Genomic DNA, 14,944 nt, shown 5'->3' on the forward strand with positions numbered 1-14,944 from the left:
GCTGCTTCGGCCCCGCGCGAGGCTCACCCACGTGGGCGGCTACGCCGTGAGCCTAGTCGCGGCCCACGGGCAGGACAACACCCGGTGATCGCGGCGTGTTCCCCGTTACCGAGAAGAGACCTGCCGCACGGGGCGGTCGAGCCGCGCGCCGGTCGGGTCGACGGCCAGCGGCAGCACCGACCAGCCCCCGCCGGCGAGGGCGGTGATCTCCTCGACCTCCTCCGCGCCGGGCTCGCCGTCGGCGCTGCGCACGGTGCGCCGGGCGAGCACCAGGACCGACGGCCCCGCGCCCGAGACGACGGCCGCGTGCCCGGCGGCGCGCAGGCGCCCGACCAGGTCGATCGACGCCGGCATGGCCGCGCGGCGCTGCTGCTGGTGCAGCCGGTCCTCGGTGGCCTCCAGCAGCAGCCCGCCGGAGGTCAGGGCGTGCACCAGCAGCGCCGATCGCCCCGCGTTGAACGCCGCATCGGCGTGCGGGACCACCTCGGGCAGCAGCCCGCGGGCCACCTCCGTCGACAGGGTGGCGTCGGGCACGAGCACCACCGGCAGCACGTCCTCGTGCACCGGCAGGCTGTCGGCGCCCACGCCCCCCTCCCCCGTCCAGGACAGGGTCAGCCCGCCGAGCAGGCACGCCGCGACGTTGTCGGGGTGCCCCTCCAGCTCCGTCGTGAGCCGGAGGACGGCGTTCCCGTCGACGCCCTCGACCTCGGGGCACAGCGCCCACGCAGCCAGGGCACCGGCGACGACGGCGGCGGCCGAGGAACCCATCCCCCGCCCCTGCGGGATGGCGTTCTCCGCGACCACCCGCAGCCCGGGCGGCGTCCAGCCGAGCTCGGCGCAGGCGGCCCGGAAGGCGCGCACCACCAGGTGGGACCCGTCGGTGGGCAGCTCGCCGGCGCCCACGCCCCGCACCTCGACGGCGAGGCCGGCCGGCTCCACCGAGAAGTCGAGGACGTCGTGCCGGGCGAGCGCCAGGCCGGCGCAGTCGAACGCGGGCCCGAGGTTGGCGCTGGTGGCGGGCACGCGCACCCGCACCCGGTCCGGATCGAGCACGCTCACAGACCCAGCTGGGCGGCGGCGACCGCGGCGTCGACCGGGACCGTCACGGGCGCCGGCGCCCCCGAGATCGCCCACTCCGGGTCCTTGAGGCCGTTGCCGGTGACGGTGCAGACCACGCGCTGGCCGGGCTCGAGCTCGCCGGCCTCGGCGACCTGCAGCAGCCCGGCGACCGAGGCGGCCGAGGCCGGCTCGACGAAGACGGCCTCGCTGCGGGCCAGCAGCCGGTAGGCGGCGAGGATCGCCCGGTCGGTGACGGCGTCGATGCGCCCACCGGACTCGTCGCGGGCGGCCAGCGCCTTGGTCCAGGAGGCAGGGTTGCCGATGCGGATGGCGGTGGCGATCGTGCTCGGGTTCTCCACCACCTGCCCGTTCACGATCGGGGCGGCGCCGGCGGCCTGGAAGCCGAACATGCGCGGGGTCCGCGAGGCGGTGCCGTCCGCGGCGTACTCCCGGTAGCCCTGCCAGTAGGCGGTGATGTTGCCCGCGTTGCCCACCGGCAGGCAGTGGACGTCGGGTGCGTCGCCGAGCACGTCGACGATCTCGAAGGAGGCGGTCTTCTGCCCCTCGATGCGGAACTGGTTGACGCTGTTCACCAGGCTGACCGGGTAGTCGATCGCCAGCTTGCTGGCCAGGGCGAGGCAGTCGTCGAAGTTGCCGTCGACCTGCAGCAGCTTGGCGCCGTGCACCAGCGCCTGGGCCAGCTTGCCCATCGCGATCTTGCCCTGCGGCACGAGGACGGCGCAGGTCATGCCGGCGCGGGCGGCGTACGCGGCGGCGCTGGCGCTGGTGTTGCCGGTGGAGGCGCAGATGACCGCCTGCGCCCCCTCCTCGAGCGCCTTGGTGATCGCCATCGTCATGCCCCGGTCCTTGAAGGAGCCGGTCGGGTTGGCGCCCTCGACCTTGAGGTAGACGTCGCAGCCGGTGCGCCGGGAGAGCTCGCGGGCGGGCACCAGCGGGGTGGCGCCCTCCTGCAGGGTGACCACCGGGGTGGTGTCCGAGACCGGCAGGCGCGACCGGTAGGCCTCGATGAGGCCCGGCCAGCCCGGGGACACGACCGACGAGACCGTCATTGCAGACCCTCCACGCGCAGCACGCTGGTGACGCCCCGGACCGCGGGCATCTCCCGCAGTGCCGCAATGGTGGCCGACAGCGCCGCGTCCGGGGCGCTGTGGGTCACGATGACCAGCGTGGCGGCGTCGCCGCGGCCGGTCTGGCGCACGGTGGAGATGCTCACGCCGTGCTGGGCGAACTCCTGGGCGACGGCGGCGAGCACGCCCGGCTTGTCGGCGACGTCGAGGCTCACGTGGTACCGCGTCGGGGTCTCGGCCATGGGCCGCACCGCCAGGTCGGCGTAGCCGGAGGGCCCCTGACCGGCGGCCCCGGCCAGCCGGTTGCGCCCGACCGCCACCAGGTCGCCGAGGACGGCGCTCGCGGTGGGCTCGCCCCCGGCGCCCTGCCCGTAGAACATCAGCTGCCCGGCGGCCTCCGCCTCGACGAAGACGGCGTTGAACGCGCCGCCGACCGACGCCAGCGGGTGGCTCGTCGGGATCATCGCCGGGTGCACCCGCACGGAGACCGAGTCGCCGTCCCCGTTCCCGTCCACCCGCTCGCAGATGGCCAGCAGTTTGACCGTGCAGCCGATCTCCGCGGCCCGGGCCACGTCGGTGGCGGTCACCGTCGAGATGCCCTCGCGGTGCACGTCGGCGGCCGAGACCGGGGTGTGGAACGCCAGTGAGGCGAGGATGGCGGCCTTGGCCGCGGCGTCGAAGCCGTCGACGTCGGCGGTGGGGTCGGCCTCGGCGTAGCCGAGCTCGGTTGCCTCCGCCAGGGCCTCGCCGAAGCCGGCGCCGGTCTCGGCCATCCGCGACAGGATGTAGTTCGTCGTGCCGTTGACGATGCCCACGATGCGGGACAGCTGGTCGCCGACCAGCGACTCGCGCAGCGGGCGCAGGATCGGGATCGCCCCGGCGACGGCCGCCTCGTAGTAGAGGTCGACGCCGGCCTTGGCCGCGGCCGCGTGCAGGGCGACACCGTCCTCGGCCAGCAGCGCCTTGTTGGCGCTGACCACCGACTTGCCCGCCTCGAAGGCGGCGAGCATCAGCGAGCGGGCCGGCTCGATGCCGCCGATCACCTCGACGACGAGGTCGACGTCGTCCCTGGTGACCAGCCCGTGGGCGTCGGTGGTCAGCAGCTCCGCGGGCACGTCCGGGTGGTGGTCCGGGCGGCGCACGGCGACGCCGGCCACCTCCACGGCGCGGCCGACGCGGGCGCCGAGGTCGTCGGCCTGCTCCTGCAGCGCGCGCAGCACCGAGCTGCCGACCGTGCCGCAGCCGAGCAGCGCCACCTTGAGGGGTCGGTTCACGAGGTCGCTCCCGCGGGGTGCTCGGGCGCCGGCTGGTCGATCGCCGGCGAGGGGGCGGGGCGGTCGGCGAGGACCGCGTCGAGGGCGAAGACGTCCGCCAGCGTCTGGCGGCGCACGATCTCCCGGGCGACGCCGTCGCGGACGGCGACCACCGGGGGCTTGAGCAGGTAGTTGTAGTTGCTCGCCATCGACCAGCAGTAGGCCCCGGTGGCGGCGACGGCGAGCAGGTCGCCGGGCTGGACGTCGGCGGGCAGCCAGAGGTCGCGGACCAGGATGTCGCCGCTCTCGCAGTGCTTCCCGACGACCCGGCACAGCGCGGGCGGGGCCTCCGAGACGCGGTTGGCCAGCACGCAGGTGTAGGCCGCGTCGTAGAGGGCGGTGCGGATGTTGTCGCTCATCCCGCCGTCGACCGACACGTAGTTGCGCACCAGCGGGGCCCCCGGGGCGCCGCTGGCCCCCAACCGGACGGGCTTGATCGTGCCGATCTCGTACAGGGTGACCGTGCCGGGCCCGGCGATGGCGCGGCCGGGCTCCACCGCGAGCCGCGGCACCGGCAGCCCCAGCTGGGCGCACTCGGCGGCCACGACGGCGCGCAGCCGCGTCGCGACGTCGGCCGGGGTCACCGGGTCGTCCTCGGAGAGGTAGGCGATGCCGAAGCCGCCGCCGAGGTTGAGCTCCGGGAGCACCTCGCCGGTGGCCTGGTGCACCTGCCCGAGCAGCCCGACGACGCGGTGCGCGGCGGCCTCGAACCCGGCGGTGTCGAAGATCTGCGAGCCGATGTGGCTGTGCAGCCCGGTCAGCCGCAGCGCGGGCTCGCGGATCACCCGCACCGCGGCGGTGAGCGCGTCACCGGTGGCCAGGGAGAAGCCGAACTTCTGGTCCTCGTGCGCGGTGGCGATGAACTCGTGCGTGTGCGCCTCGATGCCGACGGTGGCGCGGATGAGCACCGGCACCGGCGCCCCGCCGTCGGCCACCCGCTTCTCGGCCATCGGGACCAGCCGCTCGATCTCGTCGAAGGAGTCGAGGACGACGTGGCCGATGCCGGAGTCGACGGCCAGCTGCAGCTCGACCAGCGACTTGTTGTTGCCGTGCAGCGCGATCCGCTCCGCGGGGAACCCGGCCGCCAGCGCCAGCGCCAGCTCGTTGCCGCTGCAGGCGTCCAGGTGCAGGCCGTCGTCGGCGATCCAGCGGGCCACCTGGCCGCAGAGGAAGGCCTTGGACGCGTAGTGCACGTCGGCGTCGTCGAAGGCCCCCGCGTACTCCGCGGCGCGGCCGCGGAAGTCCTCCTCGTCGAGGACGAACAGCGGGGTGCCGTGCGCGCGGGCCAGGTCGGTGACCGACCGGCCGCCCAGGTGCAGCTCGCCGTCGACGCGGGTGGCCGAGCGCGGCCACACGTGCGGGTCGAGCGCGCCGAGCTCCTCCGGCGGGGCGCCGGCGGCCGTGGGCGGGGTGATGTTCCCGTGGAGCGGCCCCGCGGGGTGCGCCCTCACATCCGCTCCGGCGCGGTCACGCCGAGGACGCCCAGCCCGTTGCGCAGCACCACCGCGGTCGCGGCGCAGAGCCACAGCCGGGCGGTGGTGAGCGGCGTGGCCTGCTCGTCGCCGCGGGGCAGCACCCGGCAGGCGTCGTAGAAGCGGTGGTAGGTGCCGGCCAGCTCCTCCAGGTAGCGGGCCACCCGGTGCGGGGCGCGCAGCTCGGCCGCCGTGGTGAGCACCCGCGGGAACTCCCCGAGGGCGCGCAGCAGGTCGTTCTCCCGCTCGTGCACCAGCTCGGCGACGTCGACGTCCGCGGCCTCGCCCAGCGCGATCCCCAGGTCGGCGGCGTTGCGCAGCACCGAGGAGATGCGGGCGTGCGCGTACTGGACGTAGAAGACCGGGTTGTCGTTGGTCCTCCGGCTCCACAGCTCGACGTCGATGTCGATCTGCTGGTCGACCGACGCTCGGGCCAGCGCGTAGCGGGCCGCGTCCACGCCGATGGCGTCGACGAGGTCCTCGAGGACGACGATGGTCCCGGCGCGCTTGCTCATCCGCACCGGCTCGCCGTCGCGCAGCAGGTTGACCAGCTGCCCGAGCAGGATCTGCAGGTGCTCGGCCGGGTCGTCGCCGGTGGCCGCGACCAGTGCCTTGTACCGGCCGACGTAGCCGGAGTGGTCGGCGCCGAGCATGATCACCACGCGGTCGAAGCCGCGGGCGCGCTTGTCCAGGTAGTAGGCGCAGTCCGAGGCGAAGTACGTGGTCTCGCCGTCGGCCTTGACCAGCACGCGGTCCTTGTCGTCGCCGAAGTCGGTGGTGCGCAGCCAGACCGCGCCCTCGGACTCGTAGACGTGCCCCTGCCCGCGCAGCGTCGCCAGCGCCTTGTCGACGGCGCCGCTGTCGTAGAGGGACTTCTCGCTGAACCAGACGTCGAAGTCCACGCCGAAGCCCTGCATCGACCGGCGGATCTCGTCGAGCATCAGCGCCACACCGCGCTCGCGGAAGACCCGCTCCTGCTCGGCGTCGTCCCGGCCCAGCAGGTCGGGCTCCAGCGCGACGACCGACGCGGCGATGTCGGCGATGTACGTGCCGCCGTAGCCGCCCTCGGGCACGGGCCGGCCGTTGGCCGCGGCCTGCAGGCTGCGGGCGAACCGGTCGATCTGCGCCCCGGCGTCGTTGATGTAGTACTCGCGGGTGACGTCCGCGCCGCTGGCCTCGAGCAGCCGACCGATCGCGTCGCCGACCGCGGCCCACCGGCTGCCCCCGATGTGCACCGGACCGGTCGGGTTGGCCGAGACGAACTCCAGGTTGAGCTTCTGCCCGGCCAGGGCCGCGGTGCGCCCGTAGGCCTCCCCCGCGGTCACGGCGTCGACGGCGATCTTGCCGAGGGCGCCGCGCGCGAGGGTGATGTTGAGGAAACCGGGGCCGGCGATGTCGACGGCGGCGACGCCCGGGTGCGCGCGCAGCTCCTCGGCGAGCAGCCCGGCCACCTCGCGCGGCGGCCGGCCCGCCGGCTTGGCCAGGCGCAGGGCGACGTTCGTGGCGTAGTCGCCGTGCTCGGGGTTCTTCGGCCGCTCGACGACGACCTCCGCGGGGACGTCGACGGGCAGCGCGCCGCGCCCGACGACCGCGGCGACGGCGGTGCGGACGACGTCCTGGAGCTGCTCCGGTGTCACCCGGCGAGCGTACTGATGGCGGCGACGGCGCCCCGCCGCCCCCGCCCGGCTCCCAGCTGACGCACAGGGAGCCGACCTAGACTCCCGGCCGGTGAGCGGGGCCCGTCCGGCCCCCACCGCACCGGCGCGGACGCGCCCCGTGAACGAGGAGAGGCCTTGGCCAAGGACCGCACGCCCGACAAGAGCCGCGCCACCGGGGGTGGGGCCACCCGGTCCGGCGGGCGCGCAGGGGGCCGCACCCGGCCGCCGACGCAGGTCGTGGCGCAGCAGCGGCCGTGGGGGCTGATCGCCGCCGCGATCGCCGTCGTCGTGTTCGCGGCGGCCGTCATCGGCTACGCCGTCGTGCAGGTGCGGGAGGCCGACGCGCTGCGGGTCGACTCGATCGACGAGATCGCCGGCGCGCAGGTCTACGACTACGAGGGCGGGCTGCACGACGACGGCCCCATCGAGTACACCGAGTCGCCGCCGGTCGGCGGGGAGCACGCCAACCTCTGGGCCGACTGCACGGGCACGGTCTACGACGCCGACATCCGGCACGAGAACGCGGTGCACAGCCTGGAGCACGGCGCGGTGTGGATCACCTACGACCCCGACGAGGTCTCCGACGCCGACGTCGAGACGCTGGCCGGGCTGGTCGAAGGGGTCTCCGGCCGGATGCTCTCCCCCTACGAGGGGCTGGACTCCCCGATCAGCCTCCAGTCGTGGGGGCACCAGCTGAAGGTCGACAGCGCCGACGACGAGCGGATCCAGCAGTTCGCCGACCTGATGACCTACAAGTCCGACAGCTTCCCCGAGCCGGGCGCCACCTGCGAGAGCCCCGCCTTCCTGGCCGACCCGCTGCTGGAGAGCGACGACGCCGCGGCCACGCAGTGACGACCCACGTCCCCCAGGAGGTGACCCCGTGAGCGCAGGGGACCCCGCCCGGCGCAGTCCGCTGCGCACCGCCCTCCTCGCGGTCATCGGCGTCGGCCTGCTCCTCCTCGGCGGGGGGCTCGCCGTCGCCCTGGGCGTCGGGCGGGACGCCCAGCCCGCGGCCGACTCGGTCGACGCCGGCTTCGCCCGCGACATGTCGCGCCACCACCTGCAGGGCGTCGAGATGGCCAACCTCGTCGCCGACCGCAGCGACGACCCGGAGATCGAGCTGCTGGCCTTCGACATCTCGGCCACGCAGACCAACCAGGCCGGGCGCATGCAGGGGTGGCTGTCCCTCTGGGGCGTCCCGCCCACCGGCGGGGACACCATGGGCTGGATGCCGGCGGACCACGGGCACGACGGGCACGACATGGCGGGCGGCGCGCTGATGCCCGGCATGGCCACCCAGGAGGAGCTCGCCGAGCTGCGCAGCCTGTCCGGTACCGAGTTCGACGTGGAGTTCCTGCGGCTGATGATCCGCCACCACCAGGGCGGTTTCGACATGGCCGCCTACGCGGCCGAGAACGCCGAGGTGCAGGCCGTGCGGGACCTCGCGCGGTCGATGGTGCGATCGCAGGGCGCCGAGGTCGAGACCATGACGAGCATGCTCGCGGCCCGGGGTGGGACGCCTCTCCCCGAGCCGTGACCGGCGCCGCAGGAGGCGGCGCACGGGCACCGGTGGCGTCCTGGTAACTTCTCCCCTGCCCCACCACCGAGCCCCCGTAGCTCAGGGGATAGAGCACCGCCCTCCGGAGGCGGGTGCGCAGGTTCGAATCCTGCCGGGGGCACCACGCGAACCGGACCGGGACGACCCGGCGACCGTTCGGCGGGAGCGAGCGAAGCAGGCCCCGCCGGCACCCCGACCAGGGGGCCGGCGGGGCCTGTTCTCGTCGTGGGCGGGCCGCCGGGCGGCTCGGGGTGTTCGCAGGCGGCGGCGGGTGTTTGATGAGGCCCGGGCAGCGGCACCGCCCGGTGGCCGAGGTGCCCGCAGGCCGGTCGCAACCACGACGCAGGAGGTCCGATGAGCTCGACAGCGGGCGCCGCCGCCCAGCAGGAGCGCCGGCGCGGCGCCTTCAGCTCCCGGCGGGTCTTCATCCTGGCGGCGATCGGCTCCGCCGTCGGGCTGGGCAACATCTGGCGGTTTCCCTACGTCGCCTACGAGAACGGTGGCGGCGCCTTCGTGGTGCCCTACCTGGTGGCGCTGCTCACCTCCGGCATCCCCTTCCTCCTGCTCGACTACGCGATCGGCCACCGCCACCGCGGCTCCGCGCCGCTCTCCTTCGCCCGCCTGCGCCGCGGCGCCGAGGGGCTCGGCTGGTGGCAGGTGGCGATCTGCTTCCTGATCGCCGTCTACTACGCCGCGGTGCTGGCCTGGGCGCTGAGCTACACGTTCTTCTCGCTCGACCAGGCCTGGGGCGCCGATCCGAACGCGTTCTTCTTCGGGGAGTACCTGCAGGCCGGTGACGTCGCGGTGACCGCCGACGTCGTGCCAGGGGTGCTGGTGCCCCTGGCAGTCGTCTGGCTGGCCGTGCTGGTGGTGATGGCGCTCGGCGTCCAGCGCGGGATCGGCGTGGTCTCGCTGGTCTTCATCCCGGTGCTGGTGCTCGCCTTCGCCGTCCTGGTGGTGCAGGCCCTGCTGCTTCCGGGTTCGGGCGCCGGCCTCGACGCCCTGTTCACCCCCGACTGGGCGGCGCTGGCCGAGCCCGGGGTCTGGGCCGCGGCGTTCGGCCAGATCTTCTTCTCGCTGTCCATCGGCTTCGGCATCATGATCACCTACGCCTCGTACGTCGGCCGCCGCGAGGACATGACCGGCTCCGGCCTCGTCGTCGGGTTCTCCAACTCCAGCTTCGAGCTGCTGGCCGGCATCGGCGTGTTCGCCGCCCTCGGCTTCATGGCCCAGGCCGGCGGGGTCGCGGTGGGCGATGTCGTCGACGACGGGATCGGCCTGGCCTTCGTCGCCTTCCCGACGATCATCAGCGAGGCCCCCGGAGGCGCGCTCATCGGCATCCTGTTCTTCGGCTCCCTGGTCATCGCCGGCATCACCTCGCTGATCAGCGTGATCGAGGTGGTGATCTCCGCCGTCCGCGACAAGCTCGACACCAGCCGGCTGACCGCAACCCTCGCGGTCGTGGTCCCCACCGCGGTGCTGAGCCTGGTGCTCTTCAGCACGACGAGCGGGATCTACGTGCTCGACGTCGTCGACCACTTCGTGAACCAGTACGGCATCCTCGTCGTGGCGCTGCTGAGCATGCTGGTCGTCGCCTGGGGGCTCCGGGCGCTGCCCCGGCTCGCCGACCACCTCAACGTCCACGGCCGCCCCCGGCTCGGCGGCGGCTGGCGGGTGCTGACCAGCGTCGTGGCCCCGGTCGGGCTGGCCATCGTGCTCTTCCTCGCGGTGCGCGACGACCTCGAGACGCCCTACGGGGACTACCCCACGTGGCTCCTGCTGGGCTTCGGCTGGCTGCTCGTCCTGGCCCTGCCGCTGCTCGGCTTCCTGCTCGCCCGGCTGCCGTGGCGCGCCGGGACGCACCTGGACGGCCCGCCACCGGGCTCCGACCCCGGGGCGCCGCTGGACGGGGCAGCCGTGGCGGGGACCACGGCCCGCGACCGCTCGGTCAGCGGCTACGACGAGGGAGGCCGGCGATGAGCGCCAGCGCGATCGTGATGATGGTCGTGGCGATGCTGATCATCTGGGGCGGGCTGGCCCTGGCGGTCACCAGCCTGGTGCGCCACGGCGCCGTGGAGCAGCGCGCGGAGAACGTCCGCCGGGACCTCTGACCCGGCCCGTGCGGCGGCAGCCGGCCAAGGTGGGCACCCACCGGGCCGGCTGCCGCCGAGGGGGCCGTCAGCTGGTGAGCATCCCGCCCTCGACCGGGATCGTCGTGCCCGTGACGTACCCGCCGGCGTCGCTGACCAGGAAGACCAGCGCGGCGGCGAGCTCCTCGGGCTCGCCCTTGCGCCCGACCAGCACCCGGGACAGCTGCGACTCGAGGTAGCCCTCGGGGTACTGGTCGGTCATCTCCGAGGTGAAGAAGCCCGGCGCCAGGGCGTTCACGCGGATGCCCTTGCGGCCGGTCCACTGCTGGGCGAGGTCGCGGGTCAGCCCGATCAGCCCCGCCTTGGTCGCGGCGTAGGCCGCCTGCGGCAGGCCGGCCGTGGTCAGCCCGAGCACGCTGGAGATGTTGACGATGGAGCTGCCGGGCTGCATGACCCGGCCGCAGGCCTGCGCCATCCAGTAGCAGCCGTTGAGGTTGACGTCGACGACCTGCCGGAACTGCTCGGGCGTCTCCCGGGTGGCCGGCACCGCGGTGCCCACCCCGGCGTTGTTCACCAGGACGTCGACCTTGCCGAACTCGGCCATGGCGGCGTCGACGAGCGCCTGGCAGTCCTCCGGCCGGGAGACGTCGGTGGCCACGCTGATCGCCCGGCGACCCGCCGCCTCCACCGCCCGCTGCGTCTCGGCGAGGCGGTCGGCCCGGCGGGCACCCAGCACGACGTCGCAACCGGCCTCGGCCAGCGTGCGCGCGAACACCGCCCCCAGCCCGGACGAGGCCCCGGTGACGATGGCGACGCGGTCGTCGAGGCGGAAGAAGTCGAGGATCGAGCGGTCGGGCATGAGCGGGGGTCTCCTTACGGTCGGCGGGCTGCCCGGCCACCGTATCGGCCCTGTGCGGTAGATCACCGGCCGAGCCGGGTAGGCACCCCGCCGTCCGAGCCAGCGACGACCGGGAGGGGCGACCCATGACCGACCTCGCGCAGCCCCCGCGCGACGCCGTGCGGCAGGTGGGCCGGTGAGCGCCCCGCTGTGGCGCCAGGCCTTCGACGCGGCGGAGCGGGCCGTGGCGCCGCGGGCGGAGAGCCTGGTCCGCACCGAGCACTTCGCGCTCGGCACCGCCCTGGTGCGGCGGGCGCAGACCCTGGCGAGCAGGTCGGCCCAGCAGCTCAGCGCCCGCGCCTGGCACCTGCTCAACCTGCCCGCGGGCAGCGACATCAGCCGGCTGCGCGCCCAGGTGGGCTCCCTCGACCGCGAGGTGCGGCGGCTGACCATCCAGCTGGAGCAGGAACGGCGCCGCAACGCCCCGGCGCGATCCCGCGCCCAGCGACCGACGACGACCCCGACCACGGAGGACAGCGATGCCGACGGTGCCCAGCCCGCAGACGGTGCTCGACCGCGTCCGGCGCGACGTCGAGCGCAACACCCTCCGCGCCCGTAACGGCATCAAGCTCGTCGCCGGCGTCGACCGGCCGGGGGTCGGCCAGACCCCCAAGGACGTCGTCTGGCAGCGGGGCCGCACCCAGCTCTGGCACTACCGCAACGACCCGGACACCCACGGCGGCGTCCGGTACGGGCCCCCGCTGCTGATCGTGTTCAGCCTGGTGAGCCGCAGCTACATCCTGGACCTGACGCCCGGCAACAGCTTCGTGGAGCAGCTGCTGGAGGCCGGGTTCGACGTCTACATGCTCGACTGGGGCGAGCCGGACGAGCGGGACGCCGGCAACGGGCTGGAGGACTACGTCGACGACTACATCCCCGCCGGCATCGACCGGGTCCTCGAGCTGTCGGGGGCCGACGAGGTCAACCTCTTCGGCTACTGCTTCGGCGGGGACCTCGCCCTGCTCTACGCGGCGCACCACCCCGACGCGCCGCTGCGCAGCCTCACCGTGCTGGCGACCCCGGTGGACTTCCGGCACATGGGCCCGCTCGCCGACATCTTCGCCGTCGGCGGCATGGACGTCGGGTCGGTCCTCGACGCGGACGGCAACGTCCCGCCGTCGGTCGTCGTCCAGGGCTTCCGGGCGCTGACCCCGACCGCGGAGGTGACCCGCTACGTGACCCTCTGGGAACGGCTCTGGAACGACGAGTACGTGGCGTCCTACCAGGCCATGACCGGCTGGTCGGACGACCACGTGCCCTTCCCCGGCGCCGCGGCCCGGCAGACGGCGGAGATGCTGGTCCGGGCCAACGGCATGGTGAACGACCGGCTCAGCGTGGGCGGTGACCCGGTGCACCTCGCCGACATCCAGGTGCCGTTCCTCACCGTGCGGGCCAACCGAGACCACATCGTGCCGCCGGCGGCGACGGCTCCGCTGATCGACCTGGTCGGCTCCCCCGACAAGCACGAGCTCCGCCTCGACGCCGGCCACATGGGGCTGGTCGTCGGGCGGACCGCGGCGAGGACGACGGTGCCCACGATCATCGACTTCGTCCGCCGGCGCAGCGACCTGCTCGAATCCGGCGAGAAGCTCCAGGAGGCCTGACGTGACCGTGGTGGAACTGGGCCCCGAGCGCTGCGACGCGCTGCTGCGCTTCTTCGGCGACCTTCCCGAGGGGGACCTGACCTTCATCAAGGAGGAGGTCACCGACCCGGAGACGGTCCGCTCGTGGGCCACCGGGGAGTCCGCCGGGGGGCGCTGGGTGGCCGTCGAGGGCGACGAGGTCACCGGTTACGTCGCCGTCCGGCCGCTGCCGGGGTGGTCGGACCACGTCGGGGAGATCCGCCTGGTGGTCGCGCCGTCCAGCCGCGGCAGCGGCCTCGGCCGGGAACTCGCGCGGCAGGCCCTGGTGGGCGCGGTCGCCTCGGGGCTGTCCAAGCTCGTCGTCGAGGTCGTCGCCGAGCAGGGGCCGGCGCTCGCCCTCTTCGGCGACCTCGGCTTCACCGGTGAGGCGCTGCTGAAGGACCACATCCGCGACCGCAGCGGCGAGCTCCGCGACCTCATGGTGCTGGCCCACCACGTCTCCGACACGTGGGCGGGCATGGACAGCGTCGGCATCGCCGACGAGCTGGGGGCGCCGGCCGGCTGACCGCGCTCAGCGCTCGGCGACCCGCCCGCCGTCGACCTCCAGGAGACGGTCGGTGGCGACGGCGGCGAGCATCCGCCGATCGTGGGTGACCAGCAGCAGCGTGCCCGGGTAACCCGCCAGCGCCTGCTCCAGCTGCTCGATCGCCGGCAGGTCCAGGTGGTTGGTGGGCTCGTCGAGCACCAGCACGTTCACCCCGCGCGCCTGCAGCAGCGCCAGCGCCGCCCGGGTCCGCTCCCCCGGCGAGAGCGTGACCGCGGGGCGCAGCACGTGGTCGGCGGTGAGGCCGAACTTGGCCAGCAGCGTGCGCACCTCGGCCGTCGGCCAGTCGGGCACCTCCGCCCCGAAGGCGTCGAGGAGCTGCTCGGTGCCGAGGAAGCGACCGCGGGCCTGGTCCACCTCCCCGACCTGCACCGCCGGGCCGAGCGTGGCCGCACCCTCGTCCAGCGGCACCCGGCCGAGCAGGGCCGCCAGCAGGGTCGACTTGCCCGAGCCGTTGGCCCCGGTGATGGCGATCCGGTCCCCCCAGTCGACCTGCAGGTCCACCGGGCCCATGGTGAACCCGCCCCGGCGGACGACCGCGCCGCGCAGCGTCGCCACGACCGCGCCGGCGCGCGGTGCGGTGGCGATCTCCATGCGGAGCTCCCACTCCTTGCGGGGCTCCTCCACGACGTCGAGCCGCTCGATCATCCGCTGCGTCTGCCGGGCCTTGGCCGCCTGCTTCTCCGACGACGCGCGCTGGGCCGCCTTGATGTGCTTGTCGCCGTCCTTGGACTTCTTGATCGAGTCGCGGACGCCCTTCGCCATCCAGTTCCGCTGCATCCGCGCCCGCGCCTCGAGCCCCGCCTTCGTTTCGGCGAACTCGTCGTACTCCTCGCGCGCGTGCCGGCGGGCCACCTCGCGCTCCACCAGGTAGGCCTCGTAGCCGCCGTCGTGCACCCGCACCAGCTGCTGGGCGAGGTCGAGCTCGACGATGCGGTTCGCCGTGCGGGCGAGGAACTCGCGGTCGTGGCTGACCACGACGACGCCGGCACGGGAGCCGGCGACGAAGCGCTCCAGCTGCTCCAGCCCGGCGAGGTCGAGGTCGTTGGTCGGCTCGTCGAGCAGCAGGACGTCGTAGCGGGACAGCAGCAGGGAGGCCAGCCCGACCCGCGCCGCCTGTCCCCCGGAGAGGCCGGTCATCGGCGCGTCGAGCCCGACCCCGGGGGCGACGTCGGCCACCACCTCGGACGCGCGCTCCTCGAGGTCCGCCCCGCCGAGCGCCAGCCAGCGCTCCAGTGCGTCGCCGTAGGCGTCGTCGGCACCCGGCGCCCCTGCCGCGAGCGCCTCGGTGGCGGCGTCCAGCAGCTCCTGCGCGGCGGCGACGCCCGTGCGCCGGGCCAGCGCGGCCAGGACCGTCTCGCCCGCGCGCCGCTCGTGCTCCTGCGGCAGGTAGCCGAGGGTCGCGGTGGGCGGGCTGAGCGCGATGCTGCCGGCCTCCACGGGGATCTCCCCGGCCAGCGTCCGCAGCAGGGTCGACTTGCCCGCGCCGTTCACCCCCACCAGGCCGACGACGTCACCCGGGGCGACGACGAGGTCGAGGTCGGAGAAGAGCACGCGGGCGCCGTGACCGGCCGCCAGTCCGCGGGCGACGAGGGTGGCGCTCACCCCTCCAGCCTGCCAA

The 14,944-nt window shown here is 74.5% G+C and carries 14 protein-coding genes and 1 tRNA gene; 8 read left to right on the forward strand and 7 right to left on the reverse strand.

The genetic code is table 11. The features are described 5' to 3' along the window. Nucleotides 1-105 precede the first annotated feature (105 nt). The 5 genes from thrB to argS are packed head-to-tail and all read right to left on the reverse strand — an operon-like array spanning nt 106 to nt 6,569. Nucleotides 106-1,059: a homoserine kinase gene (thrB, locus tag E9529_RS03045; protein ID WP_236829628.1), complete on the reverse strand. Its 954-nt coding sequence runs from the start codon at nt 1,057-1,059 to the stop codon at nt 106-108. Beyond that, nucleotides 1,056-2,129, reverse strand: coding sequence for a threonine synthase (gene thrC, locus E9529_RS03050; RefSeq protein WP_236829629.1), 1,074 nt, complete (start codon nt 2,127-2,129; stop codon nt 1,056-1,058). The genes thrB and thrC overlap by 4 nt, the downstream gene beginning before the upstream one ends. Further along, a complete protein-coding gene (locus E9529_RS03055; RefSeq protein ID WP_236829630.1) occupies nt 2,126-3,421 on the reverse strand; it encodes a homoserine dehydrogenase in 1,296 nt (431 codons plus the stop codon). The genes thrC and E9529_RS03055 overlap by 4 nt, the downstream gene beginning before the upstream one ends. Beyond that, the gene (gene lysA / locus E9529_RS03060; RefSeq protein WP_236829631.1) at nt 3,418-4,911 is read right to left on the reverse strand and encodes a diaminopimelate decarboxylase; all 1,494 of its coding nucleotides are present in this window, start codon (nt 4,909-4,911) and stop codon (nt 3,418-3,420) included. The genes E9529_RS03055 and lysA overlap by 4 nt, the downstream gene beginning before the upstream one ends. Then, complete coding sequence (argS, locus tag E9529_RS03065) at nt 4,908-6,569, reverse strand: arginine--tRNA ligase (RefSeq protein WP_236829632.1); 1,662 nt, start codon at nt 6,567-6,569, stop codon at nt 4,908-4,910. The genes lysA and argS overlap by 4 nt, the downstream gene beginning before the upstream one ends. Nucleotides 6,570-6,725: 156 nt before the next feature. On the opposite strand from argS, the gene E9529_RS03070 reads away from it, so the two are divergent. The 5 genes from E9529_RS03070 (at nt 6,726) to E9529_RS03090 (ending at nt 10,259) form a co-directional block, all read left to right on the forward strand. Next, on the forward strand, nt 6,726-7,442 hold the full coding sequence (locus E9529_RS03070; protein WP_236829633.1) for a DUF3105 domain-containing protein: 717 nt from the start codon (nt 6,726-6,728) through the stop codon (nt 7,440-7,442). A 28-nt stretch (nt 7,443-7,470) separates the two neighbouring features. Next, nucleotides 7,471-8,127, forward strand: coding sequence for a DUF305 domain-containing protein (locus E9529_RS03075; RefSeq protein WP_236829634.1), 657 nt, complete (start codon nt 7,471-7,473; stop codon nt 8,125-8,127). A gap of 70 nt (nt 8,128-8,197) precedes the next feature. Then, nucleotides 8,198-8,272: transfer RNA gene (locus tag E9529_RS03080), tRNA-Arg, on the forward strand. A gap of 230 nt (nt 8,273-8,502) precedes the next feature. Then, nucleotides 8,503-10,128, forward strand: coding sequence for a sodium-dependent transporter (locus tag E9529_RS03085; RefSeq protein WP_236829635.1), 1,626 nt, complete (start codon nt 8,503-8,505; stop codon nt 10,126-10,128). Next, complete coding sequence (locus E9529_RS03090) at nt 10,125-10,259, forward strand: methionine/alanine import family NSS transporter small subunit (protein WP_236829636.1); 135 nt, start codon at nt 10,125-10,127, stop codon at nt 10,257-10,259. The genes E9529_RS03085 and E9529_RS03090 overlap by 4 nt, the downstream gene beginning before the upstream one ends. 67 nt (nt 10,260-10,326) lie before the next feature. On the opposite strand, the gene E9529_RS03095 is transcribed toward E9529_RS03090, so the two are convergent. Then, the gene (locus E9529_RS03095; protein WP_236829637.1) at nt 10,327-11,097 is read right to left on the reverse strand and encodes an SDR family NAD(P)-dependent oxidoreductase; all 771 of its coding nucleotides are present in this window, start codon (nt 11,095-11,097) and stop codon (nt 10,327-10,329) included. A gap of 175 nt (nt 11,098-11,272) precedes the next feature. Between E9529_RS03095 and E9529_RS03100 the strand changes: the two genes are divergently transcribed. From E9529_RS03100 to E9529_RS03110, 3 genes are read left to right on the forward strand one after another with little or no spacing between them, the layout of a single operon-like run. Beyond that, nucleotides 11,273-11,695, forward strand: coding sequence for a hypothetical protein (locus E9529_RS03100; protein WP_236829638.1), 423 nt, complete (start codon nt 11,273-11,275; stop codon nt 11,693-11,695). Continuing rightward, nucleotides 11,616-12,740 (forward strand): alpha/beta fold hydrolase, encoded by a 1,125-nt coding sequence (locus tag E9529_RS03105; RefSeq protein WP_236829639.1) that lies wholly within the window; start codon nt 11,616-11,618, stop codon nt 12,738-12,740. Before E9529_RS03100 ends, E9529_RS03105 begins: the two co-directional genes overlap by 80 nt. Nucleotide 12,741: 1 nt before the next feature. Continuing rightward, nucleotides 12,742-13,284 (forward strand): GNAT family N-acetyltransferase, encoded by a 543-nt coding sequence (locus E9529_RS03110; protein WP_236829640.1) that lies wholly within the window; start codon nt 12,742-12,744, stop codon nt 13,282-13,284. A 6-nt stretch (nt 13,285-13,290) separates the two neighbouring features. On the opposite strand, the gene E9529_RS03115 is transcribed toward E9529_RS03110, so the two are convergent. Then, nucleotides 13,291-14,928: an ABC-F family ATP-binding cassette domain-containing protein gene (locus E9529_RS03115; RefSeq protein ID WP_236829641.1), complete on the reverse strand. Its 1,638-nt coding sequence runs from the start codon at nt 14,926-14,928 to the stop codon at nt 13,291-13,293. Between the last annotated feature and the right edge of the window lie 16 nt (nt 14,929-14,944).

Origin of the sequence: Blastococcus sp. KM273128, from assembly GCF_021698975.1 — a bacterium.
Taxonomy (GTDB): Bacteria; Actinomycetota; Actinomycetes; order Mycobacteriales; family Geodermatophilaceae; genus Blastococcus.

Bases quoted from the DNA above. Each gene is read 5' to 3' on its own strand.
- E9529_RS03095 (WP_236829637.1), bottom strand. From the start codon at position 11,097: ATGCCCGACCGCTCGATCCTCGACTTCTTCCGCCTCGACGACCGCGTC.
- E9529_RS03085 (WP_236829635.1), top strand. From the start codon at position 8,503: ATGAGCTCGACAGCGGGCGCCGCCGCCCAGCAGGAGCGCCGGCGCGGC.
- E9529_RS03090 (WP_236829636.1), top strand. From the start codon at position 10,125: ATGAGCGCCAGCGCGATCGTGATGATGGTCGTGGCGATGCTGATCATC.
- thrC (WP_236829629.1), bottom strand. From the start codon at position 2,129: ATGACGGTCTCGTCGGTCGTGTCCCCGGGCTGGCCGGGCCTCATCGAG.
- E9529_RS03105 (WP_236829639.1), top strand. From the start codon at position 11,616: ATGCCGACGGTGCCCAGCCCGCAGACGGTGCTCGACCGCGTCCGGCGC.